Annotated in this window: 20 protein-coding genes; 4 read left to right on the forward strand and 16 right to left on the reverse strand. The window is 74.8% G+C overall.

The genetic code is table 11. From position 1 onward, the window contains the following. The first annotated feature begins 11 nt into the window (after nt 1-11). A complete protein-coding gene (locus tag BM142_RS09685; RefSeq protein WP_092196755.1) occupies nt 12-1,763 on the forward strand; it encodes a glycoside hydrolase family 15 protein in 1,752 nt (583 codons plus the stop codon). 48 nt (nt 1,764-1,811) lie between these two features. Then, nucleotides 1,812-2,735: an aldose 1-epimerase family protein gene (locus tag BM142_RS09690; protein WP_092196758.1), complete on the forward strand. Its 924-nt coding sequence runs from the start codon at nt 1,812-1,814 to the stop codon at nt 2,733-2,735. A 6-nt stretch (nt 2,736-2,741) separates the two neighbouring features. Here the strand turns inward: BM142_RS09690 and nrfD are convergent, their stop codons facing one another. From nrfD to BM142_RS09715, 5 genes are read right to left on the reverse strand one after another with little or no spacing between them, the layout of a single operon-like run. Then, nucleotides 2,742-3,782 carry an NrfD/PsrC family molybdoenzyme membrane anchor subunit gene (nrfD, locus tag BM142_RS09695; RefSeq protein ID WP_092196761.1) on the reverse strand — a complete coding sequence of 347 codons (1,041 nt, stop codon included), beginning with the start codon at nt 3,780-3,782 and terminating at the stop codon, nt 2,742-2,744. Beyond that, nucleotides 3,779-4,777, reverse strand: coding sequence for a 4Fe-4S dicluster domain-containing protein (locus BM142_RS09700; protein ID WP_254790726.1), 999 nt, complete (start codon nt 4,775-4,777; stop codon nt 3,779-3,781). Before BM142_RS09700 ends, nrfD begins: the two co-directional genes overlap by 4 nt. 15 nt (nt 4,778-4,792) lie before the next feature. After that, nucleotides 4,793-7,456, reverse strand: coding sequence for a formate dehydrogenase (gene fdh / locus BM142_RS09705; protein WP_470278389.1), 2,664 nt, complete (start codon nt 7,454-7,456; stop codon nt 4,793-4,795). A gap of 12 nt (nt 7,457-7,468) precedes the next feature. Further along, complete coding sequence (locus BM142_RS25770) at nt 7,469-8,035, reverse strand: dehydrogenase (protein WP_092196764.1); 567 nt, start codon at nt 8,033-8,035, stop codon at nt 7,469-7,471. 7 nt (nt 8,036-8,042) lie between these two features. Continuing rightward, nucleotides 8,043-8,981: a hemerythrin domain-containing protein gene (locus tag BM142_RS09715; protein ID WP_092196767.1), complete on the reverse strand. Its 939-nt coding sequence runs from the start codon at nt 8,979-8,981 to the stop codon at nt 8,043-8,045. Between the two features lie 134 nt (nt 8,982-9,115). On the opposite strand from BM142_RS09715, the gene BM142_RS09720 reads away from it, so the two are divergent. After that, nucleotides 9,116-10,597 (forward strand): phytoene desaturase family protein, encoded by a 1,482-nt coding sequence (locus tag BM142_RS09720; RefSeq protein ID WP_092196770.1) that lies wholly within the window; start codon nt 9,116-9,118, stop codon nt 10,595-10,597. A gap of 58 nt (nt 10,598-10,655) precedes the next feature. Next, nucleotides 10,656-11,063 carry a phage holin family protein gene (locus BM142_RS09725; RefSeq protein ID WP_092196773.1) on the forward strand — a complete coding sequence of 136 codons (408 nt, stop codon included), beginning with the start codon at nt 10,656-10,658 and terminating at the stop codon, nt 11,061-11,063. A gap of 23 nt (nt 11,064-11,086) precedes the next feature. Here the strand turns inward: BM142_RS09725 and BM142_RS09730 are convergent, their stop codons facing one another. From BM142_RS09730 to BM142_RS09780, 11 genes are all read right to left on the reverse strand, one after another. Next, entirely contained in the window at nt 11,087-11,446 is a 360-nt protein-coding gene (locus BM142_RS09730; protein ID WP_092196776.1) for a cation:proton antiporter, read from the reverse strand. Beyond that, nucleotides 11,443-11,703 carry a monovalent cation/H+ antiporter complex subunit F gene (locus BM142_RS09735; RefSeq protein ID WP_092196779.1) on the reverse strand — a complete coding sequence of 87 codons (261 nt, stop codon included), beginning with the start codon at nt 11,701-11,703 and terminating at the stop codon, nt 11,443-11,445. Before BM142_RS09735 ends, BM142_RS09730 begins: the two co-directional genes overlap by 4 nt. Continuing rightward, nucleotides 11,700-12,224, reverse strand: coding sequence for a Na+/H+ antiporter subunit E (locus tag BM142_RS09740; protein WP_092196782.1), 525 nt, complete (start codon nt 12,222-12,224; stop codon nt 11,700-11,702). The genes BM142_RS09735 and BM142_RS09740 overlap by 4 nt, the downstream gene beginning before the upstream one ends. Next, nucleotides 12,221-13,801 carry a Na+/H+ antiporter subunit D gene (locus BM142_RS09745; protein ID WP_254790728.1) on the reverse strand — a complete coding sequence of 527 codons (1,581 nt, stop codon included), beginning with the start codon at nt 13,799-13,801 and terminating at the stop codon, nt 12,221-12,223. The genes BM142_RS09740 and BM142_RS09745 overlap by 4 nt, the downstream gene beginning before the upstream one ends. Beyond that, nucleotides 13,798-14,181 (reverse strand): NADH-quinone oxidoreductase subunit K, encoded by a 384-nt coding sequence (locus tag BM142_RS09750; protein WP_092196785.1) that lies wholly within the window; start codon nt 14,179-14,181, stop codon nt 13,798-13,800. Before BM142_RS09750 ends, BM142_RS09745 begins: the two co-directional genes overlap by 4 nt. Further along, nucleotides 14,178-14,702: an MnhB domain-containing protein gene (locus BM142_RS09755; RefSeq protein WP_092196788.1), complete on the reverse strand. Its 525-nt coding sequence runs from the start codon at nt 14,700-14,702 to the stop codon at nt 14,178-14,180. Before BM142_RS09755 ends, BM142_RS09750 begins: the two co-directional genes overlap by 4 nt. Then, the gene (mbhE, locus tag BM142_RS09760; protein ID WP_092196791.1) at nt 14,699-17,050 is read right to left on the reverse strand and encodes a hydrogen gas-evolving membrane-bound hydrogenase subunit E; all 2,352 of its coding nucleotides are present in this window, start codon (nt 17,048-17,050) and stop codon (nt 14,699-14,701) included. The genes BM142_RS09755 and mbhE overlap by 4 nt, the downstream gene beginning before the upstream one ends. A 218-nt stretch (nt 17,051-17,268) precedes the next feature. Further along, nucleotides 17,269-18,093 (reverse strand): sulfite exporter TauE/SafE family protein, encoded by an 825-nt coding sequence (locus BM142_RS09765; RefSeq protein ID WP_092196794.1) that lies wholly within the window; start codon nt 18,091-18,093, stop codon nt 17,269-17,271. Between the two features lie 139 nt (nt 18,094-18,232). Next, nucleotides 18,233-19,276, reverse strand: a complete 1,044-nt coding sequence (locus BM142_RS09770) for a 1-acyl-sn-glycerol-3-phosphate acyltransferase (RefSeq protein ID WP_092196797.1) — start codon at nt 19,274-19,276, stop codon at nt 18,233-18,235. 1 nt (nt 19,277) lies between these two features. Beyond that, entirely contained in the window at nt 19,278-20,192 is a 915-nt protein-coding gene (locus BM142_RS09775) for a patatin-like phospholipase family protein (protein ID WP_254790730.1), read from the reverse strand. Further along, a complete protein-coding gene (locus tag BM142_RS09780) occupies nt 20,129-21,700 on the reverse strand; it encodes a phospholipase D-like domain-containing protein (RefSeq protein WP_254790732.1) in 1,572 nt (523 codons plus the stop codon). The genes BM142_RS09775 and BM142_RS09780 overlap by 64 nt, the downstream gene beginning before the upstream one ends. Between the last annotated feature and the right edge of the window lie 39 nt (nt 21,701-21,739).

Raw genomic sequence — 21,739 nt, forward strand, 5'->3', positions numbered from 1 at the left:
AAGGGGCGTCGATGACCCGCGTCGCAGCCGAGGCGCCGATCACCGTCTCGCCGCACGTCCTGCGCGAGTACGCGCTCATCGCCGACGGCGAGCGAGGCGCGCTGGTCGGTCCGCGTGGGGACATCAGCTGGCTGTGCCTGCCCCGGTGGCACGACGACCCCGTGTTCAGCGACCTCCTCGGCGGGCCCGGGGCCTACACCGTCACGCCCACGGCCCGGTTCGTCTGGGGCGGCTACTACGAGCAGGGATCGCTGATCTGGCGCAGCCGGTGGGTCGTCGAGGACGGCGCGGTGATCGAGTGCCGGGAGGCGCTGGCCCGGCCCGCCGGACCGCGCACCGCCGTGGTGCTGCGCCGGGTCCAGGCCGTCTCCGGGACCGCGCGCGTCACGGTGGCCCTCGACGTCCGCGCCGGGGCAGGGCGTCAGACCGTGCGCGACCTGCACCGCGCCGAGCGCTGGTGGACGGGGCGGTCCGGGCCGCTGCGCTGGCGCTGGAGCGGTGCACCGCAGGCCCGCCCGGACGGGGACGGCGTGCTGCGGACCGACCTGGAGGTGGCCCAGGGCGACGCGGTGGACCTGGTGCTGGAGATCGGTCCCGATGAGCCCGGCCGGGCCCCGGACCCCGACCGGCTGTGGTCGGAGACGACCACCTCCTGGTCCGAGAGCGTGCCGGAGCTGTCCACGGGCTCGGCGAACCGTGACGCGGAGCACGCCTACGCCGTGCTCCGCGGGCTCACCAGCGGCAGCGGGGGGATGGTGGCCGCCGCGACCACGGGGCTCCCCGAGCGCGCCGAGCGGCACAACAGCTACGACTACCGCTACGTCTGGATCCGGGACCAGGCCTACGCCGGCCTGGCCGCCGCGGCGCACGGCCTCCTCCCGGCCGTGGACGACGCCGTCCGCTTCGCCACGGCACGGCTGCTCGAGGACGGCGACCGCATCTGCCCTGCGTACCGGGTCGACGGCGGCCCCGTGCCCGGGGTGCGGGACCTCGACCTCCCCGGGTATCCCGGCGGGACGGCCGTCGCGGGCAACCGGATCAACGACCAGTTCCAGCTGGACTCCGTCGGCGAGCTGCTGCAGCTCTTCGCCGCCGCAGCCGCACTGGACCGCCTCGACGCCGACGGATGGAGCGCCGCACGGCTGGCCGTCGACGTGGTGGCGAAACGCTGGGACGAGCCGGAGGCCGGCATCTGGGAGCTCCACGACGACTGGTGGACCCAGTCCCGCCTCGCCGTCGTGGCCGGGCTGCGCCGGATCGCCGAGGTGTCACCGGGCCCGGGGGACGCCGGCCGCGCGGAGACGCTGGCCGACGGCATCCTCGCCGAGGCCGGCCGGCGGTGCCTGCACCCGCAGGGCTGGTGGCAGCGCAGCCCCACGGCGGGCGACGTGGACGCCTCCCTGCTGCTACCTCCGGTGCGCGGTGCGCTGCCGGCCGGTGATCCGCGCACGCGCGCGACGCTCGCCGCCGTCCGCGACCAGCTGACCGAGGACGGCTACGTGTACCGGTTCCGTCCCGACCCGGCGCCGCTGGGTGAGCAGGAGGGCGCCTTCCTGCTCTGCGGGTTCGCGCTCGCCCTCGCCGAGCACGCCGCCGGTGACGCGGTGGCCGCCGCCCGGGCCTTCGAGCGCACCCGCGCCGCGTGCGGCCCGCCCGGCCTGCTGTCCGAGGAGTTCGACGTGCGGCAGCGCCAGCTGCGCGGCAACCTCCCGCAGGCCTTCGTGCACGCGCTCCTGCTGGAGTGCGCGGCGGTCCTGCCGTAGCGATCGCACCGACCGACCGGCAGCGCGCCGTCCCGACCAGGAGGAGCCATGGACGCCACCGCCCCCTCGGGCAAGCAGCACGCCCTCACCCTCGGCGACCAGGACCTGGTCGTCACCGAGGCCGGGGGCACGCTGCGGCGCTACGCCGTCGGCGACGTCGACGTCCTCGACGGCTTCGCGGCCGACGGGATGTGCACCGGGGCACGCGGGCAGACCTTCGTGCCCTGGCCCAACCGGATCGGCTGCGGCAGCTACTCGTTCGCCGGCGGGGAGCACCAGCTGCCGCTCAGCGAGCCGGGGGCCGGCAACGCGATCCACGGGCTGACGCGGTGGGCGAGCTGGCAGCTCGCGGACGACGACCACGTCAGCCTCCGGCTGACCCACCGGCTGCACGCGCAGCCGGGCTATCCGTTCCCGCTGCGCTGCCGGCTCACCTACCGTCTCCTCCCGCAGGGGCTGCGGGTGGAGACCAGCACGACCAACGAGGGGGCCGGCCCGTGCCCCTACGCCACCGGCGCGCACCCCTACGTCTCCCTCGGCGTGCAGCGCGTCGACGACCTCACGGTGACCCTGCCGGCCGCGACGTGGTACCCGACCGACGACCGCGGCATCCCGACCGGACGGCGGTCCGTCGAGGGCACCGGGCACGACCTGCGGGAGCCGCGGCGGATCGGGGACCTGCAGCTCGACACCGCGTTCACCGACCTCGACCGGGACTCCGACGGGGGCAGCACGGTACGGATCTGCGCACCGGACGGCCGCGCGGCGGAGCTGTGGCTGGACGGGTCCTACCGCTACGTCGAGCTGTTCACCGGCGATTCGCTGCCCGACCCCGCGGAGCGCCGGCGATCCCTCGGCGTGGAGCCGATGACCGCGGCCCCGGACGCCTTCCGCAGCGGCGACGGTCTCCGGACGCTCGAGCCCGGCGAGACCGCGACGTCGGTGTGGGAACTCCGGCCGCGCCTCCCGTGATCCGGCTCAGGCCGGCGATCGCGGGCTCTCCGCCGGCGCGTGCGCCGGGCTCTGCGCCGCCAGCCGTGCCCGTTGCGGCTCCACGGTGTACCGCGGGTCGGCCGCCGAGGCCATCCCGGCCTCGAACACCCCCCAGCGGGTCAGCGCCGATGCGGTGAGGAGGAGCGCACCGCCGGCCCGTCCCAGCCAGGGCCTGCGGGCCCCGGCGAGGGCGGCGGCGCTGCCGGCGATCAGCAGCTTCTCCCCCAGCTTCACCAGCCGGCCGGAGCGGCCGTGCGAGTAGGGCTCGCCGACCATCCCCAGCCGCTTCTCCAGGAGACGGGTCGCCGCGACCTCCGTCGCAGCGCCCGCGACCGCAAGCCTGCGCGGGAGCCCCGCCTCGGCCGCCGGCCCGGCGAGCAGCCCCAGCCCCCCGGCCGACGCCGCGCTCGACCCCGCGAAGACGAACGGCATCTCCCGGTAGGCGTCGTGCCAGGCCGGCACCGCCGTGTCCGACACCAGGGCCGCCGTGTAGGTGGCCACCCCGCCGCCCAGGAGCGCCGACCCGGCCGTGGCGAGCAGCCCCAGCCGCGGCAGCCGACCCGTCACCGCGCTGCCGGCCGCTGCTGCGGCCAGCGGCCCGTACCCGGCGAGCAACCACGAACCGACGCTCATCGGCGAGGTCACCTTGATGACCCGCAGCATGTTGAGGAAGCGGCCCGGCCGGCCGAGGTCGTGGACCAGGCCGGCCAGGGAGAGGCCGAGGCCGGCCACGGCGCCGGCCTTGGTGACCCGGGACAGACCCGGGCGGCGGGTGACGTCCGCCGCCAGCGCCAGCATCGACGAGGCGCCGGCCAGCCCCCCGGCGAAGAAGTACCCGGGGATGTCCGGCGTCTCCCACACCGGGGAGTTGAGGATCGGCTTGCCGTAGTAGGACGTGAACGCTGCGTCGGGGACCACGGGCTGCTCCCCGCCACGGCGCCGCCGGCCACCCCTGGCCCCGGTCAGCGCGCCGCGGCCGGGGATCTTCGGCTGCACGCCCTCCCGGGTCACCTCCGACTCGCTCATCCTCGCCTCCCGACCAGCGCACCGACGACCATGCCGGCCAGGGAGAGCGCCGCCAGGCCGACGTGCCGCCACATGTCCGGCAGGTCGCGGGTGGTCACCACCGGGTCCGGTGGCAGGCCGTAGACCTCCGGCGCGTCCAGCAGCAGGAAGAACGCGCCGTCCCCACCGACGCCGTCGTCGGGATCGTGGCCGTAGAGGCGGGCATCGGCGACGCCCTGGCCGTGCAGCCGCTCCACCCGCTCCGCGGCGCGGTCCCGCAGCTCGTCGAGGACGCCGTACTGGATGGAGTCGGTCGGGCAGGCCTTGGCGCAGGCGGGCTCCTGCCCCACGGACGTCCGGTCGTAGCAGAGGGTGCACTTCCACGCCCGGCCGTCGTCCTTGCGCTGGTCGATGACGCCGTAGGGACAGGCCGGGATGCAGTACCCGCACCCGTTGCAGATGTCCTCCTGGACGATCACCGTGCCGAACTCGGTGCGCACCAGCGAACCGGTCGGGCAGACGTCCAGGCAGGCGGCGTGCGTGCAGTGCTTGCACACGTCGCTGGCCATCAGCCACCGCAGGTCCCCCGTCCCCGCCGGCGCACCGTCCGGGCCGGCCGTGGTGGGTGTCATCGCGGCCGCCTGCGGTGCCGTTCCCGACCCCGCCGCCGCCATGTCCAGGACGTTCACCGACGAGTGGTCGACACCGGGTTCCTGGCCGGCCAGCGGCTTGCGCTGCTCGATGAAGGCGACGTGCCGCCAGGTGTCGGCGCCGAGGCCGGCGGTGTTGTCGTAGGACATCCCGGTGAGGGCGATGCCGTCCTCCGGGATGGCGTTCCACTCCTTGCACGCGACCTCGCACGCCTTGCAGCCGATGCACACCGACGTGTCGGTGAAGAAGCCCATCCGCGGCGGGTGGTCGGCGTGCCCGGAGAGCGTCGCCGGGTCCGCGTCGCCGCGCAACGCCCGGTCCAGGCCCGTGCGCAGCACGGGGGCGTCGAGGAAGACCCTGGTCACGAGGTCACCGCCATGTCAGATCTCCGTCCCGGTCTGCTCGGTGATGCCCGCCCGTTCCTGGTACTCGCGGACCAGTGCGCCGCGTGCCGGCCCCCGGGGCCGACGGCCCGGGCGGATGTCGCAGGTGAGCGCCTTCACCTCCTGGATGTGCACGTTGGGGTCGAGCGACTGGTGGCTGAGCTCGTTGGCGGCGTCGCCCGTGGTCAGCCCGTTGCCGCCCCAGTGGTAGGGCAGGCCGACCTGGTGCAGGGTGCGGCCCTGGACGGTGAGCGGCGTCATCCGCTCGGTGACCAGGACCCGGGCCTCGATCGCCGCCCGGGCGGTCACCACCGTGGCCCAGCCCAAGTGCTCCAGACCGCGCAACCGCGCCAGCTCCGGGGAGACCTCGCAGAACATCTCCGGCTGGAGCTCCGCCAGGTACGGCAGCCCACGGCTCATCCCGCCCGCCGTGTGGTGCTCGGTCAGCCGGTAGGTCGTCACCGCGAACGGGAAGACGTCCGAGCCGGGCGCACTACCGGTCGGGTGGTACCTGTTGTGGTCCCCGGGCGGCAGCACCTGGCGGGCCGGGTTGCGCTGCTGCCCGTACAGCAGGTTGTCGAACGGCGATTCCTGCGGCTCGTAGTGGGTGGGCAGCGGCCCGTCGGCGAGCCCGGCCACCGCGAACAGCCAGCCCTTGCCGTCGGACTGCATGATGAACGGGTCGACGCCCGACAGGGCCTCACCGCCGGTCGCGTCCTCGGGTGGCCGGTGCCACGGGGACATGTGCGCGTCGAAGTCGGGGATGTCGTGCCCCGTCCACGTCGCGCTGTCCTCGTCCCACCAGACCAGGGCCTTGCGCTCGCTCCACGGCTTGCCGTCGGGATCGGCCGAGGCGCGGTTGTAGAGGACGCGCCGGTTGGCCGGCCAGGCCCAGCCCCACTGGTTGGCCACCCAGTCCTGCTCCTTGGCCGGCTTGCGCCGGTCGGCCTGGTTGATCCCGTCCGCGTAGACCCCGCAATAGATCCAGCAGCCGCAGGCGGTGGAGCCGTCCTCCTCCAGCTGCTCGTAGCTGGCCAGCGGCCGGCCCTCGCCGTCGTAGCCGTTGATCTCGGCGAGGACGGCCTCGGCCTCGGGCTCCGCGATCCTCCCCTTGGTCGGGTAGTCCCAGGTCAGGTCGAGGATCGGCCGGTCCCGGGGATCGGTGGACCCGGCCAGCTTCTCCCGGACGATCCGGCCCAGGTGGAACATGAACCACAGCTCGCTGCGCGCATCGCCCGGCGGCTCGACGGCCTGGTGGTGGTACTGCAGCATCCGCTGGGTGTTGGTGAAGCTGCCGTCCTTCTCGGTGTGCGCGGCCGCCGGGAGGAAGAAGACCTCCGTCCCGATGTCCTCGGTCCGCAGCTCCCCGCTCTCGATCTCCGGTCCGTCCTTCCACCACGTCGCGCTCTCGATGAGGGAGAAGTCCCGGACGACCAGCCAGTCCAGGTTGGCCATCCCCAGCCGCTGCATCGCCGCGTTGGCCGACCCGACCGCGGGGTTCTCGCCCAGCAGGAAGTAGCCGGTGCAGGTGCCCTCCCGCTGGGCGTGCACGGTCTCGTACGTGCTGTGGCTCCCGGTCAGCCGGGGCAGGTGCCCGAAGCAGAAGTCGTTCTCCGGGGTGGCCGCGGCCCCGTACCAGGCCTTGAGCAGGCTGACCGTGTAGGCCCGCATCTCGGTCCAGAAGCCCTTGTCCGCCCGCTCGCCCTCGATGAAGGAGTCGAGGTCCTCGTCGGCGTGCGCGTGGGGCATCGGGATGTAGCCCGGCAGGATGTTGAAGAGGGTGGGGATGTCGGTGCTGCCCTGGATCGAGGCGTGCCCGCGCAGCGCCATGATCCCGCCACCGGGCCGGCCCATGTTGCCGAGCAGCAGCTGCAGCACCGCGGCCGCCCGGATGTACTGCACCCCCACGGTGTGCTGGGTCCAGCCGACCGCGTAGACGAACTCGCTGGTCCGGTCGCGGCCGGAGTTGTCCACCAGTGCCCGGCAGACCTTCAGGAACAGCTCCTGCGGGATGCCGCAGATCTGTTCCACCATCTCCGGCGTGTAGCGCGCGTAGTGCTTCTTCAGCACCTGGAAGACGCAGCGTGGGTGCTGGAGGGTCTCGTCGCGCTGCGGCCTGCCCTCCGCCCCGCTGGGACCGCCCGAGCCGGCCGACTCACCGCGCGAGTGCTTCTCCTGCAGCTTCTCGTACTGCTGGTCGCGCTTGCCCGAGGCCGCCTGCACCTGCGCGCCCTCGTACTGCCAGGAACCGGTGCTGTACGTGCGCCCCTCGCGATCGAAGCCCGAGAAGACGCCGTCGAGGTCCTCGGTGTCCTGGAACCCCTCCCGCAGGATGTTCGGCGCGTTGGTGTAGTTGACGACGTACTCGCGGAAGTACTTCTCGTTCTGCAGGACGTGGTTGATGATCCCGCCGAGGAACGCGATGTCGGTCCCCACGCGCAGCGGCACGTGGATGTCCGCGAGCGCCGACGTACGGGTGTACCGGGGGTCGACGTGGATGACCGTGGCCCCCCGCGCCTTGGCCTCCATCACCCACTGGAAGCCCACCGGGTGGCACTCGGCCATGTTCGAACCCTCGATGACGATGCAGTCGGAGTTCTGCAGGTCCTGCTGGTAGGTCGTGGCCCCGCCGCGACCGAACGAGGTGCCCAGACCGGGCACCGTGGAGGAGTGCTATATGCGTGCCTGGTTCTCGATCTGCACCGCGCCCATCGAGGTGAACAGCTTCTTGATGAGGTAGTTCTCCTCGTTGTCGAGGGTCGCTCCCCCGAGCGAGGCGAAGCCGAGCGTCCGGTTGACCTTCTTGCCCTCGTCCTCGTCCTGCCAGCCCTGACGGCGGCTCCTCAGCACCCGCTCGGCGATCATCTCCATCGCGGTGTCCAGGTCCAACGGCTCCCAGTCCGTCCCGTGCGGCCGCCGGTAGAGGACCCGGTGCTCCCGTCCGGAGCTGGTCACCAGCTGCTTGGTGGCCGCCCCCTTGGGGCACAGCCGCCCCCGGCTGACCGGCGAGTCGGGGTCGCCCTCGATCTGGGTGACCCGGCCGTCCTGCACGTAGACGTTCTGGCCGCAGCCCACCGCGCAGTACGGGCACACCGACTTGACCACCCTGTCGGCCGTGGCGGTCCGGGGAACCAGGTTCCTCGTGGTCGCGCTGTAGGCGGCGCTCCCCCGCCCGAGCGGGTCGTCCCCGGTCAGCTGCCGGTACACCGGCCAGGACTCGATGAATGTCTTCAGGCCCATCGGTTCCTCACTGCTCCGTCTCGGGGTCGGGGTGGCCGGCACGGTCCGCGGGCCGCCCGGTGGCGTCCCGGGCCTCGTCCAGTGGGACGGCCGACGTCGCTGCCGCCGCCACGACCGGCCCGGGCCGGCGCGGGGCGTGCGGGTGCGGCCGGGTGGGTGCGTGCACCTGCGCGTCGAGGACGCGCCGGCCCAGCTCCGCCCGCTCGTCGTCGGAGAGCGCGTCGCGCAGGCGGAGGAAGACCTGGTCCTCGTGGGCCACGTGCTTGTGCAGCTGGGACGTCACCTCCTCCACGAGGTCGTCGAACTCCTCGCTCTGCGGATCCGCGCGGGACAGCGCCAGGAAGGTCTCGGTGGCCTGCTGCTCCTGGGCGATCCCCCGCTCGGCCCAGTCGTCGCCGTCGGGCAGGACGCGGCGCACCGCCGGCCAGAGGTGCTCCTCCTCGGCGGTCTCGTGGGAGGCCAGCGCCATGCTGATCATGTCGACGATCGACTCCCGCTCCGAGGCCTGCGCCGGGGTGCCGCCCGTGCTCGCGCCCGGGATTGCCGACAGCTGCTTGACCAGCGAGACGACCGCGTCGTGCTGCCGGGTCAGGACCGTGACGACGTCGGCGGTGGCACCGGGGTCGTTCACGGGGCCGGGTGTGGCCGTCCGGGCGCGGGCGGCGGCGACCATCTGCGGGTCCGCCCCGGCCCGCCGGCGCAGCCACGGGTGCACCACGGAGCTCGCATCGGGCTCGTGCAGCCGCGGGTTGGCCAGGTGCTGGCTGCTGCCGGGGAGGACCCCGGGACGCCGGTTCTCCGCCTCGGTGACGACGTCGCTGCCGTCCGCGGGGAAGCCCGTCGCGATGAGGTAGGCCAGCCCCGGGTGGATGCCCAGCCGTCGGGCGGCGGCCGGGTAGTCGGTGCCGCCGTCCAGAGCGGCGAGGACCTGGTCCCTGGTCGGCATCCTCCACCCCCACTGTTGCTGTCCAGCAACCGTCGGGGTCGACTCAACCAGGAGGGCGGCCGGACCGCATCCGGAACCCGACCGCACCGGCTGCCCGTCCGCCCGGCTGGCCGCCGTCCTCCCTCTCGCGCACCATGATCGGCGTGAACGGGACCCCGGATGCCGTGGTCGTGGGCGCCGGCCCGAACGGGCTGGCCGCCGCGCTGCGGCTGTCCGCCGCCGGACTGCGGGTCCGGGTCGTCGAGCGCAACGGGCAGATCGGCGGCGGGCTGCGGTCCCAGGCGCTCACCCGGCCGGGGTTCGTGCACGACGTCTGCGCCACGGCGCACCCGATGGCCGCCGCGTCCCCGTTCTTCCGGGAATGGGACCTCGCCGCGCGGGGCATCCGGCTCCGGCATCCGGAGTTCCCCTACGCCCATCCGCTCGAGGGCCGGCCCGCCGCGGTCGCCCGACCGTCGCTCGACGAGACGGCGGCCGCCTTCGGCGCCGACGCCGGCGCCTACCGGCGGCTGCTCGGCCCGCTCCTCGAGCACGGGGAGGACGTCGTCGACTTCTTCCTCGGCAGCTCCTTCCGGCGGCCGCCGACCCGCAGCCCGCTCGCGGTGGCCCGGTTCGGGGTGCTCGGCCTGCCGAGCATCCGCCGGCTCACCCGGAGCTGGTTCGACGACGAGGCTCCCCGGGCCCTGCTGGCCGGCGCCGCGGCGCACGGCATGATGCCGCTCACCCGCGCCGTCACCGGCGGCCTGGGGCTCCTGCAGGGCATGCTGGCCCACCACGTCGGCTGGCCGGTGGTCGAGGGCGGGTCCCAGCGGCTGGCCGACGGGATGGCGGCGGCCCTGGCGGAGCAGGGCGGCGAGGTGGTGACCGGCCACGAGGTCACCGACCTGCGGGAGTTCGCCGGCGTCCGCGCGGTCCTCCTGGACACCACCCCCCAGGCGTTCGTGGAGATGGCCGGCGACCGGGTGCACGAGGGCTACCGCCGGTGGGTCTCCCGGTACCGGTACGGCCCGGGCGTGTTCAAGGTCGACTGGGCGCTGTCGGACCCGGTGCCCTGGGTCGACCCCGAGGTGCGCCGGGCCGGCACGGTGCACGTGGGGGGCACGCTTGAGGAGATGGTCGCCGCCGAGTCCGCGCCCGCGGCCGGACGGGTCGCCGAGCGGCCGTTCGTGCTCGCCGTCCAGCCCACGGTGGCGGACCCGACCCGGGCCCCGTCCGGCGGGCACGTGCTCTGGGCCTACGTGCACGTCCCGCACGGGTCGGACGTGGACATGACCGGGCGGATCGAGGCGCAGATCGAACGGTTCGCGCCGGGATTCCGGGACACCGTGCTGGACCGGCACACCTTCACGGCGCCGCAGATGGCGGAGGGGAACCCCAACGAGGTCGGAGGTGAGATCTCCAACGGCCGGCCGTCGCTGTGGCAGATGATCGCCCGGCCGGTGCCGCGGTGGAACACCTACCGGACGCCGGTGCCGGGTGTCTTCCTGGCCTCGGCGGCCACCCCGCCGGGGCCGGCCGTCCACGGGATGGCCGGGGACAACGCGGCCCGGGTGGCGTTGCGCGAGGTGTTCGGCATCCGGGAGAAGCCGCGGCTGCTCCCGCCTTCCCGGCGTTGACCGGAGGCCGGACGGGTAGGCCCCGAGAGCACCGTCCGCGCGTCGGAGAGGAAACACCATGGCCTCGCCCAACCCCGGTCAGTCCACCGCCGACCTCCTGCAGTCGGTCAGCGCCGACGTCGCCGCGCTGGTCCGCCAGGAGCTGCAGAGCGCGCAGCAGGAGCTCGCCGCCAAGGCCCGTCAGGCCGGGAAGGCCGGCGCGCTGCTGGGGGCCGCCGCGCTGCTCGGGACCCTGGCCGCCGGGACGTCGGCCGCGCTGCTGCTGCGGCTCCTGGAGCAGCGCTTCTCCCGGCCCACCGCGGCGTTGCTGGCCACCGGCGTCTACGCCGGTGCGGCCGGCGCCCTCGCCGCCGCGGGGCTGGAGCAGCTGCGCACCGCCTGGCCGCTCGTGCCGGAGGCCGCGGTCGCCGGCGTGCGCGAGGACGTCCGCGCCGCGACGTCGACACCTCCGCCCGCGACCGGCTGACGGCAGCGCCTCCGGACCCCGGTTCAGCCGTCCCGGTCGCTCCGGTCCTCCAGTCCCGACCCCTCGACGGCAGCCTGGAGGTCGTCGCGCACGAGCGCGTCGCCGATCCGGGCGCGGTGTGCCGCCCGGCCGACCAGCTGGGCGAGCACGGGTGCCGTCGCGGCCTGGAACAGGACCACGAGCAACACCTTCAGGGCGTCCGCAGCCGTGCCGAGCAGTGCGGCGCCACCGCCCAGCAGGACCAGCCCCAGCACCTGGAGCTTCGTGGCGGCCTGCAGCCGGGACGCCACGTCGGGCAGCCGCAGCAGGCCCACCGCCGCCAGCACGGCCAGCAGGCTCCCGGAGAGCAGCAGGACCGAGGCCGCGATCTCGACCGCGCTCACCGGGGCTCCTCGACTCCGAACCGGAGCACCGACACCGTGCTGAGGAAACCCAGCAGGGCCAGGACCACCAGCAGGATCAGGTGGGCGCCGGCGTCCCGGGCCACCGCCTCCACGATGATCCCCCCGAGCAGCACCACGACGAGCAGGTCCAGCGCGACCAGGCGGTCGTGGGTGGTCGGTCCGCGCAGCAGCCGGATCAGGGTGAGCGCCGCGGCCACGAACAGCAGCGCGGCCGTGATCGTCAGCACGGCGGTCATCGCGGAACCTCCCGGCCGCCGGTGGCCGGATGGCCGGCTGCGGCGAGCACGTCGGCCACCGCCCTCTCGGCGTCGCGGCGAGCCGCCTGGACGTCCTCGTCGGACCGGACGTCGAGCACGTAGACGTAGAAGGTGTCGCGGTCGCGGTCGATGTCGACGACCAGCGTGCCGGGCACCAGGGACAGCCGGTTCGCGGCCAGGGCGACGGCCAGGTCCGACGCGGGGCCCGGGGCGGGCAGGCGCACCGCCACGACCGCCGACCGGGTCGCCCGGCCGCGGCGGAGCACGGTCCAGGCCACCCCCGCGGTGGACCGCACGACGTCGACGACGAACCCGGCGAGGGCCCGCAGCATCGTCACCGGGCGCAACCGGGAGGTCAGCCGCACGGCCGGCAGCCGGCTGGCGGCCAGGCACAGCGGGGCGACCACCACGCCCGACAGGAGGACCGCCGGCGTCAGGCTGCCCCACAGCAGCACCCAGACGACGAACAGCCAGCCGGTCAGCAGCAGCCGGTCAATCACGGGTTGCTCCCCTCGTCCAGCACCGCGGTGCGGTAACCCGCGCGGTCGGCCAGATCGGTGGCCGCCCGCTCGGCGAAGGCCGACAGCGGCCCGGCGCCCGCGGCGACGGCCAGTCCGCTGGACACCGCGAGGGCGGCCGCGACGGTCCGGAGCCGGCCGGCCCGCCGGACGGTCGTCGTCCGACGGTGCGGCTCCGCCTCGTCACCCTCGTGCGCGCCGTCCTCCTCCTGGCCGGCCGGTGCCCGCTGCGCGGGGGGCGGGCCCCAGAACACCGCCGCCCAGACCCGCCCCATGGCCGCGAGCGTGAGCAGGCTGGTCAGCAGCGCGATCCCGGCCACCGCGAGCACCTGCGCCGTCCCGTCGGCGACCGCGGCCTGCAGCAGCGCGAGCTTGCCCAGGAAGCCGGCCAGCGGCGGCATGCCGCTGATGCTCAGCGCCGGCACGAGGAACAGCGCGCCGAGGACGGGAGCGGCCGTGGCCAGGCCGCCCAGCCGGGACAGCTCCGTGGTCGAGCGCCGCTGCTCGACGAGGCCGGCGACCAGGAACAGGGCCGCCTGGACGGTGATGTGGTGGACGAAGTAGAGGATCGTCCCGGTGAGCCCGAGCACGGAGGACATCGCCAGGCCGAAGAGCATGAAGCCGATGTGCGAGACGAGCGTGAAGGACAGGACCCGGTTGAGGTCGTGCTGGGCCAGCGCGCCGAGGATGCCGACGAGCATCGTGACCGCCGCGAGCACCAGCAGCAGCGTCCAGGGCTCCTCCCGCGGGAACAGCAGCGTCTGGGTGCGCACGATCGCGTAGACGGCCACCTTGGTGAGCAGCGCGGCGAAGACGGCGGTGATCGGGGCCGGTGCGGCCGGGTAGCTGTCGGGCAGCCACCAGTGCAGCGGCACCATCGCCGCCTTGATGCCCAGCACCGCGAGGAGCAGCAGCGCCAGGAAGTCGCGCAGGCCCGGGGACAGCTGCGGGACGAGCTCGCTGAGCTGGGCCAGGTTGACCGTGCCCGTGACGGCGTAGACCAGCCCGATCGTGGTGAGCAGCAGGATCGTGGCGGTCAGGCTGGAGCTGACGTAGATCATGCCGGCCCGCACCCGCTCGACGGTGGGCCCGAGGGTGGTCAGCACGTAGCTGGCCATGAGCATGACCTCGAACCCGACGAAGAGCGTGAAGAGGTCGCCGGTCAGGAGCACCAGGGCGATGCCGGCCACCAGCACCAGATAGGTCGGGTGGAAGACCGAGGGCACGTTCTCGATCCGTCGCTCGGCACTGCCCTGCCCGATCGCGTAGAGCAGCACCGCCAGGCACACCACCACGGCGACGACCAGCGCCAGCGCGGAGAACCGGTCGGCCACGAGGGTGATCCCCAGGGGCACCGGGTGCCCGCCGGCCTGCAGCACCTGCCGGCCGGAGGAGTCGACCAGGGACAGCAGGACGGCGGCGTCCACCAGGACGGCGGCCAGGACGGCCGTCCCCAGCACCCGCTGGGCGATCGGGAACGGGCTGAGCAGCAGCGACACCCCCGCCGCCAGCAGCGGCAGCACGACGGGGACGGAGAGCAGCAGGACCGTCTGCATCATCTGCTCTCCTCCACCTGTCCGGTGTCCTCCCGGTCGGCGAGCGCGTCCTCGACCGCATCCGGCACGTCGTCGTCCCCCCGGAGGGTCACGCTGCGGTCGGCGAGGGCCAGCAGCAGCGCGGTCACCGCCAGGGTGATGACCACGGCCGTGATCGCCATGGCCTGGGGCAGCGGATCGGCCGCCTCCGGGACGCCGGTCTCCCCCGCGACCGGGGCCGGGCCCGCCGGGCCGCCGGCGACGAGCAGCACGAGGTTGGCGGCGTGCCCGAGCAGCACGAACCCCAGCACGATGCGCAGCAGGCTGCGCTGCAGCAGCAGGTAGCTCCCACCGGCGAACAACGCGCCGACGACGAGCGCCAGCGTCACGTTGGAGGCGTTCACACGTCCTCCTCGGCGTCCTCGGCGGCGGGCTCGTCGGCGCCCAGGGTGCGGACGACGTCCAGGGTGAGCCCGACGATGATCAACGCGGTGCCGGTCTCGAACAGCACGGACGACGGGATCTCCACGTGCCCGAGGACGCCGGCGTCGAACGCCCAGACCGCCCCGGCCAGCAGCTCGCCGGCGACCACGACCCCGGTGGCGGCGTAGCCGGCGACCAGGGTGAGGCCGGCGCCGAGCAGGACGCCCGGTGGCGCCGGCGAGGCCGCCCGCAGCTCGTGCGGGCCCCCGGCCAGCCGGCGCAGCACCAGGCCGAGTCCGGCCACCAGCCCGGCGGCGAATCCACCACCCGGGTGGTGCAGGCCCACGACGAGCAGGTACACCGCCACCACGAGGATGCTGGGGTGGGCCAGCCGGGTCAGCGCCTCCAGCAGGAGGGACCGGTCGTCGGGGTCCTGCCGCTCCGCGGCGGGCAGCAACCGGGACCGGGGCACGGCCTCTGGCCGCTGCGGTCGGGCGGTCATGTCCTCCCCGCTTCCCGGACGGCCTCCCGGTCGTCCGCTCCGCCGGTGCGGCCGTCCCGTGCGTCGCCCCGCGGGGTCCCGCGCAGCCGGCTGTTCACCAGGACCAGGCTCGCCACGCCCGTCGCGGCGACGGTCAGCACCGTCAGCTCGCCGAGCGTGTCCAGCGCCCGGAACTCGCTGATGATCACGGCGACCACGTTCGGCCCGCCCTCCTCCGGCGCCGTCTCCAGGTAGCCGGCGGCGGACCGGGACGGCACGTGCCGTGCGCCGGCCACCAGCGTGGCCAGCGTGGCGAAGGCGCCGATCAGCGACGCGGCGACCAGCCGGGCGATCCGCAGCGGCTGCGGGGGCCGGCGGACCTCGGCCGGCATGCGGCGGATCACCAGGACGAAGACGAGCAGGGTGAGCGTCTCGACCAGGACCTGGGTCAGCGCCAGGTCGGGCGCGCCGTGGATCAGGAACAGCAGGCCGACGAGGTAGCCGACCGCCGAGAGCATGAGCACGGCGGTGATGCGGCGGTGGATGAGGACCACGCCCGCGACGGCGAGCAGCACGGCAGCACCCACCAGCGCCTGGGCCGGGGTGTCCCAGGCCCGGAGCCCGTCCGGCACCCCCACCCCGGCGAGCAGCACCCCACCGGGTGCGAGGGAGACCGTCAGCAGCACGGCCATGAGGTAGCCCGGGAGGGAGCCGACCTGGGTCCAGCGGGTGAGCGCGCCCGCCCCGGTGAGCACGCCGTGCGCCAGCCGGTCCTGGGCGCCGAGCGCCGTGGGCGTCGGGGGCAGCGCCGCGCGGGCGGCGTCCACCAAGTCACGCCAGACGTGCAGCGCCGCACCCAGCACGAGGGTGAGCAGGGACAGGAGGAGCGGCGGGCCGACGCCGTGCCAGAGCGCGAGGTGGAACCCGTGCTCGTCCGGGTAGGCCTCGGCGTACCCGCCGGCCAGCGCGTCGATGGCGGCGGGGACGAGGCCGGCGACCAGGCAGCCGAGGCCCAGCACGGCGGCCGGCGCCAGGAAGCCGGGTGCCGGCCGGTGCTCGAGGGGCTGCCCGACCCCCGGCCGGTCGGCGAAGGCACCCCACAGGAACCGCAGCGTGTAGGCCGCGGTCAGGACCGAGCCCGCGACGATGCCGGCCAGCACCCAGCCGTGCCCGGGCCCCGGCTCGAGGAAGGCCTCGAAGGCCGTCTCCTTGCCGAGGTAGCCGATCGTCGGTGGCAGGCCGGCCATCGAGAGGCAGGCCAGCCCGGCGACCACGGCCAGACCCGGGGCCCGCCGGAGCAGCCCGCTGAGCTCGCGCAGGTCCCGGGTGCCCGCCTCGTGGTCGATGATGCCGACGACCAGGAACAGCGTGGACTTGAACAGCGCGTGCGCCAGCAGCATCGTGCCGCCGGCGAGGGCCGCGGTGCGGGTCCCGGCGCCGAGCAGGACGACGAGGAAGCCGAGCTGGGCGATCGTGCCGTAGGCCAGCAGCCGCTTCAGGTCGGTCTGCGCCAGGGCGCGCCACCCGCCGAGCAGCATCGTCGCCACCCCGACGGCGAGCACCAGCGGCCGCCACGGCAGCACCTCCGCCAGGGCCGGGGCGAGCCGCGCGATCAGGTAGATCCCGGCCTTCACCATCGCCGCGGCGTGCAGGTAGGCACTGACCGGGGTCGGCGCGATCATGGCTGCCGGCAGCCAGGGGTGGAACGGGACCTGCGCGGACTTGGCCAGCGCCCCCACCAGGACCAGGACGGCGGCGACGCCGGCCTGCGTGCCGGTCGGTGGGTCGGCGAGGATCGCGGAGAGGCGGTAGCTGCCGACGGCGTCCCCGAGCAGCAGCAGCCCGAGCAGGAGCGCGAAGCCGGCACCGGTGGTCACCAGCAGGGCCCGCAGCGCGGCCGACCGGTGCTCCCCGTCGCGGCCCCCGTCGCCGATGAGCAGGAACGAGCAGACCGTGGTCAGCTCCCACGCGACGTAGAGGGCGAGCACGTCGTCGGCCAGGACGAGCAGCAGCATCGCCCCGGCGAAGAACACCAGGACACCCACCGTGCGGGCCAGCCCCTGCTCCCGGTCGGCGAAGTAGTGGATGCCGTACAGCAGGACGAGCGTGCCCACGCCGGTGACCACCAGGGCCAGCACCAGCGCCAGGGCGTCCAGGCGCAGCGGCAGCTCGAGACCCAGGGCCGGCGCCCACGCGACGCCGGCCTCCCGTGGTGTTCCCGCCAGCACGTCGGGCACCGCGACCAGCAGCCAGCCGAACGAGGCGGCGGGCGCGAGGGCGCCGACGGCCAGCGCGCGCGAACCCCAGCGCGGGACCAGCGCGGCCGCCAGCACGGCGGCGACCAGGTGGCCGAGGAGGAGCAGGTACACCGGTCAGGAGACGGGGTCGGCGACTCGGTCGGCTCGGTCGGCTCGCTCCACGCCGGTCCCCTCTCGTCGCTGTGCGGTCCCGGGGCGGATGCCCGGTGCGCGACCCGCCCACACACGCGGGGAACGGCTCGACCCGAGGTCCACGCTGCAGGGGCGCCGAGGCACTGGGCGGAGCCACGACCGGGAGACACCATCGGACCGGCCCGGCCCTGCTGACCTCAGCCCAGGAGCGGGCGGAGGTTCTCCACCCACACGTCCCAGCCGACCCGGGCGATCAGCGCGGTGACGACGACGAGGAACACCACCCGGATGAAGCGGCTGCCCCGGGCGGTCGCCGCCCGGGAGCCCAGGTAGCCGCCCAGCATGTTCGCCGCGCCGAGCATCAGCCCCAGCCCCCAGAGGACGGCGCCGTAGGGGGCGAAGAAGAGCAGCGCGCCCACGTTGGTCGCGACGTTGACGATCTTGGCCTTGGCGCTGGCGTTGAGGAAGTCGTAGCCGAGCAACGACACCATCGCGAATACGAGGAACGAGCCGGTGCCCGGGCCGAGGATGCCGTCGTAGAAGCCGATGGCGGCAGCCAGGGCGGCGGCGACGCCGTGGTGGCGGCGTCCGGCGTGGCGCAGGGCGGTCACCTCGCCGAGCGAGGGCCGCAGCACGGTGAACACCGCGATCGCGATCAGCGCGACGACGATGACCGGTTTGAACACGCTGGCCGGCAGGGCTGCCGCGACCGAGGCGCCCGCGAAGCTGCTGCCCAGCGCCACGGCCGCCATGGGCAACGCGGTCCGCAGGTCGGGGTGGACGCGGCGGTAGTAGGTGACGGCGCTGGTCGTGGTGCCGAAGATCGAGGCCAGCTTGTTCGTCGCCAGGGCCTGGACCGGGCTCATCCCCGGGACGAGCAGCAACGCCGGCAGCTGCAGCAGACCGCCGCCTCCGACCACGGCGTCGATCCAGCCGGCCGCGAGGGCAGCGACCAGCACGAGCAGCAGCACGCCGGGGGTCAGCCCCTCGGGGAGCAGGTCGGCCGGGAAGGCATCGGTCATCCCGGCTCCGACCTCCTGTTCCCGGACCGCGCCCCGGGCCCTCGGCGGACCGGCGTCTCCCCGGAGAGTCTCCGTCACGGGAACGGTCGCCGGCCGGTGCCGCGGGTGAGAGATCGGCAACTCCCGGCGCCCGCGCCGGCTACGACGCGCCGCCGGCCGCCTCCCGCTGCCGGGTGGTGCTGATCCAGTCGTCGACCGTCTCCCACCAGTGGTAGAGCCAGTCGACCTGCGCGGCCTCCTCGCGCGGGACCTGGTCGGCCGGGACGAACCACCAGCGCAGGTGCAGGGTCTTGTCCATCGGCAGCTCCCGCCACAGGTCCCGGACCGTGCTCAGGTGCTCCAGGCCGGTGTGCGCGACGAAGACGACGTCGGCGTGCGGGGCGGCCCGCAGGGCCGCGGCGACGCCGGCCGGACGGGGCGGCAGGACGTGCCGCATGGCCTCGGCCCGCCGGGCCGCCGACGCCAGCGACCGGTCGCGCAGCCGCTGGATGGCCCGGAACCGGCGGTGCGGCGTGAAGTTCGCGCCCTCGGGGAAGACGAGCAGCGCGTCCTCCTCGCCGAGGTCCCGGGCCAGGTCGGCGATCGCCGCGGTCGAGCCGGCCCCCGCCGGAGGACCGGCCGGCACGAAGTGGTTGGGCAGCCGGTTGAGGTAGACGTCGATCAGCGGGTCCAGCTGCAGCACGTCCTTGAGCACGATCCGCGGCCGGCGCAGGTGGTCGCGGTCCATGAGGGTGTGCACGAGCAGGAACGAGTCCCCGGGACCGGCGTGGCGGGAGAGCACGAGCATGGCGTTGGTCGAACCGGGCACCCCGTCGTCGAGCGGGGACCACGACGTCCCGTCGGTGACCAGGTCGAGGGCGAACACCCGCCGGGCGGCGCGCATCGCCGCGGCCAGGAGGAGGCGCAGCACGGTGTAGTGCGCGGTCCGCGACCACGGGGCGTCCAGCCGCCGGCCGAACCCGGCGAGCACCCACAGCGCCGCCGCGGCCAGCAGGCCGGCGACCTCGAGCGCGAGGTACACGAGCGCGAAGCCCAGCAGCCGCAGCGCCCGCCAGCGGCCCGGCAGGACCACCGACACGATCGCCGCCAGCGGCACGAGCACGGGCAGCAGCAGGACCGCCGTCAGCAGCGCTGCGACGAGCAGCGGGCCGGCGACCCGGCGGACCCGGCGCGGGGGCAGCACCTCAGGACCCGTGGTTCCCCGGCGTGCCGAGCCGGTCCAGTCGGGCGCCGGCCGCGGCGTGCGCCCGGTCGATGCGGTCGGCGACGCGGGAGAAGTCGCGGTACCGCAGGTTGGCCGTGCCGGGCGGCGTGTCGTCCCCCGCGGGCAGGACGTGCACGGTCACCCCCGGTGGGAGCGCGGCCAGGTCGGCGGCGAAGCGGTGGCGGCGGGCGATCTCGAAGGTGACCGTGGCGACCTCCCAGGGCCGGGTCGGCGGCTGAAGCGGACGGTCGACCCGGCCGACGTGCAGCACGTAGACGGTGTCGGCGCCCAGCGCCACCGCCCGGCCGACCGGGATGCTGTGCACCAGGCCCCCGTCGACGTAGTGCTCGCCCTCGATCTGCACCGGCGGCAGCAGCCCCGGGACGGCGGAGGAGGCCAGCACCGCGTCGACCAGCGGCCCCTCGGTGAACCAGCGCTCGGCGGAGCGCTCGATGCTGGCCGCCACGCACTGGAAGGGCACCTCCAGCTCGGCGAAGGTGGCCACCGGCAGGTGTGCCTCGAGCAGCTGCCGCAGCGGTTCCGGGTGGTGCACGTGGGTGCGCGTCCGCAGCAGGGTGCCCAGCCGGCCCAGCACGGAGCCGGCGAGGACCTGCCGGGAGGCGAGCTCCTGCCACACGGCGCGCAGCCGCTCGACGGCGGCCGGCCCGGGATCGGCGGCGACGAACGCGCCGTTGATGGCACCGACCGACGTCCCGACGATCAGGTCCGGTCGGACGCCGCGGTCGAACAGGGCCTGCAGCATGCCGACCTCGGCCGCCCCGAGCACTCCCCCGCCGCCGAGGACGAACGCCGTGCCGGCCCGCCCGGTGGTCAGGGGCGCACCCGGCCCTTCGGCCGCCGGCGGCGGGCGAAGAACCGCTCCACCCGGCGCCACCGGTTCGGCGTCTTCTCCGGGTCCATGACCTCGGACTCGGCGAGCGCCCGGTCGGCCGGCCCCAGCTCCGGGGGCTCGAACGGCACCAGCGACCGTCCGGCCGGCCGGCGCAGCCGCTCGATGCCCCGCACCAGGGACCCGGTGTCGGCGATCGCGGCCGCGACGTCGTCCGCACTGCACCCCAGGTGCTCGGCGAGCAGCCGGTCGCGGAAGCCGACGACCGTCGCGCCGATCCGTGCGGCGTCCGGCCGCCCCTCGACGGCCTCGATCGCCAGGTCGCACTCGGTGTCCAGGCCCATCGAGCGGTTGTTCACGTTGCTCGATCCGATCCGCAGCAGACGGTCGTCGACGACCGTCACCTTGGCGTGCACGTAGATGTGCTCGCGCTGCTCCGTCACCGGCGTGTACAGCCGGAACCGGTCGTGCACGTCGGCCTCGCGGACCAGCTCCAGGACCCGGGCGCGGGCGGTGCCCATCGCCTTCTCGGAGAGCCAGCCGTCGGCCGTCTCCGGGTTGACCACGACGACGTCGGGGCCGTCGTCCTCGCGCAGCCGCTCGGCGACCGCCTCGGCGATCCGGCGGCTGGCGAAGTACTGGCTCTCCACGTAGATCGAGCGGCGGGCCGCGGCGATCGCGGCCAGCCACAGCAGCTCGATCTCGTGCACCAGGGGCGTGCCGCCGTGCTCGGGCCGGGTGCGGGAGATCGCGACGTCGACGTCGGTGATCAGCGGCTCGACGTCCTCCGGCCAGTACTCGTGCTCGGTGCTGACGGCGTCGAGCCGCTCCCCGGTGCCGCTCTCCCACCGCTCGCGGGCGAGCTCGGCGACCGCACGGGCGGCCGGACCGGTCATCATGCTCGTCGCGTCGTGCCATGGCCCGGTCGGCCGGCCCTCGCCCCTCCTGCTCCCCGGACGGCGCCGGTGCGGGTTGGCGTCGGCGTGCTCGGAGGTGTCCCAGCGGTCGGCGGTGACGTCGATGCCGCCGGCGAACGCCAGGGAGTCGTCGATCACCACGACCTTCTGGTGGTGCGCCCCGCCGACGGGGTGGTGGGTGTCGACGGCGAAGGTGAGCCGGTCCGGGGTCTGCCGGTCGAGCCACACGATCGGCTTGAGCCCCCGGCCGAGGGCACGGAGCATGCCGAGGTCCCACTGCAGGACGCCGACGTGCAGGTCGGGGTTGCCCTCCACCGCCCGGTCGAGCACGGCACCGAGCTGGTCGTCCTCGGGCCGGCCGCCGTCCAGCGGGTCGAGCCGGATCCGCGGGTCGAAGTCCCAGCCGATGAACAGCACCCGCCGCTCGGCCTGCAGCACGGCGCGCTTCAGGGCGGCGAAGTAGCCGGCCGCGTCCACGAAGATCGCGAAGCGGGTGGCCCGCTCGATCCGCCAGCAGGTCTCGCCGGGGATCAGCAGCGCGCCGCCCCGCTCCGGGCCGCGGCCGGCGTCCACCACCGGCAGCGGCAGGGCCGGATCGGTGTCGGGCTCGGTCGTCGTCTGGCCGCCGTCGATCACCCCGGAAGTGTGCCCCCCGGTCCGGACGAAACCAACGAT

Source organism: Blastococcus tunisiensis (genome assembly GCF_900112815.1).
Classification (GTDB): domain Bacteria; phylum Actinomycetota; class Actinomycetes; order Mycobacteriales; family Geodermatophilaceae; genus Blastococcus_B; species Blastococcus_B tunisiensis.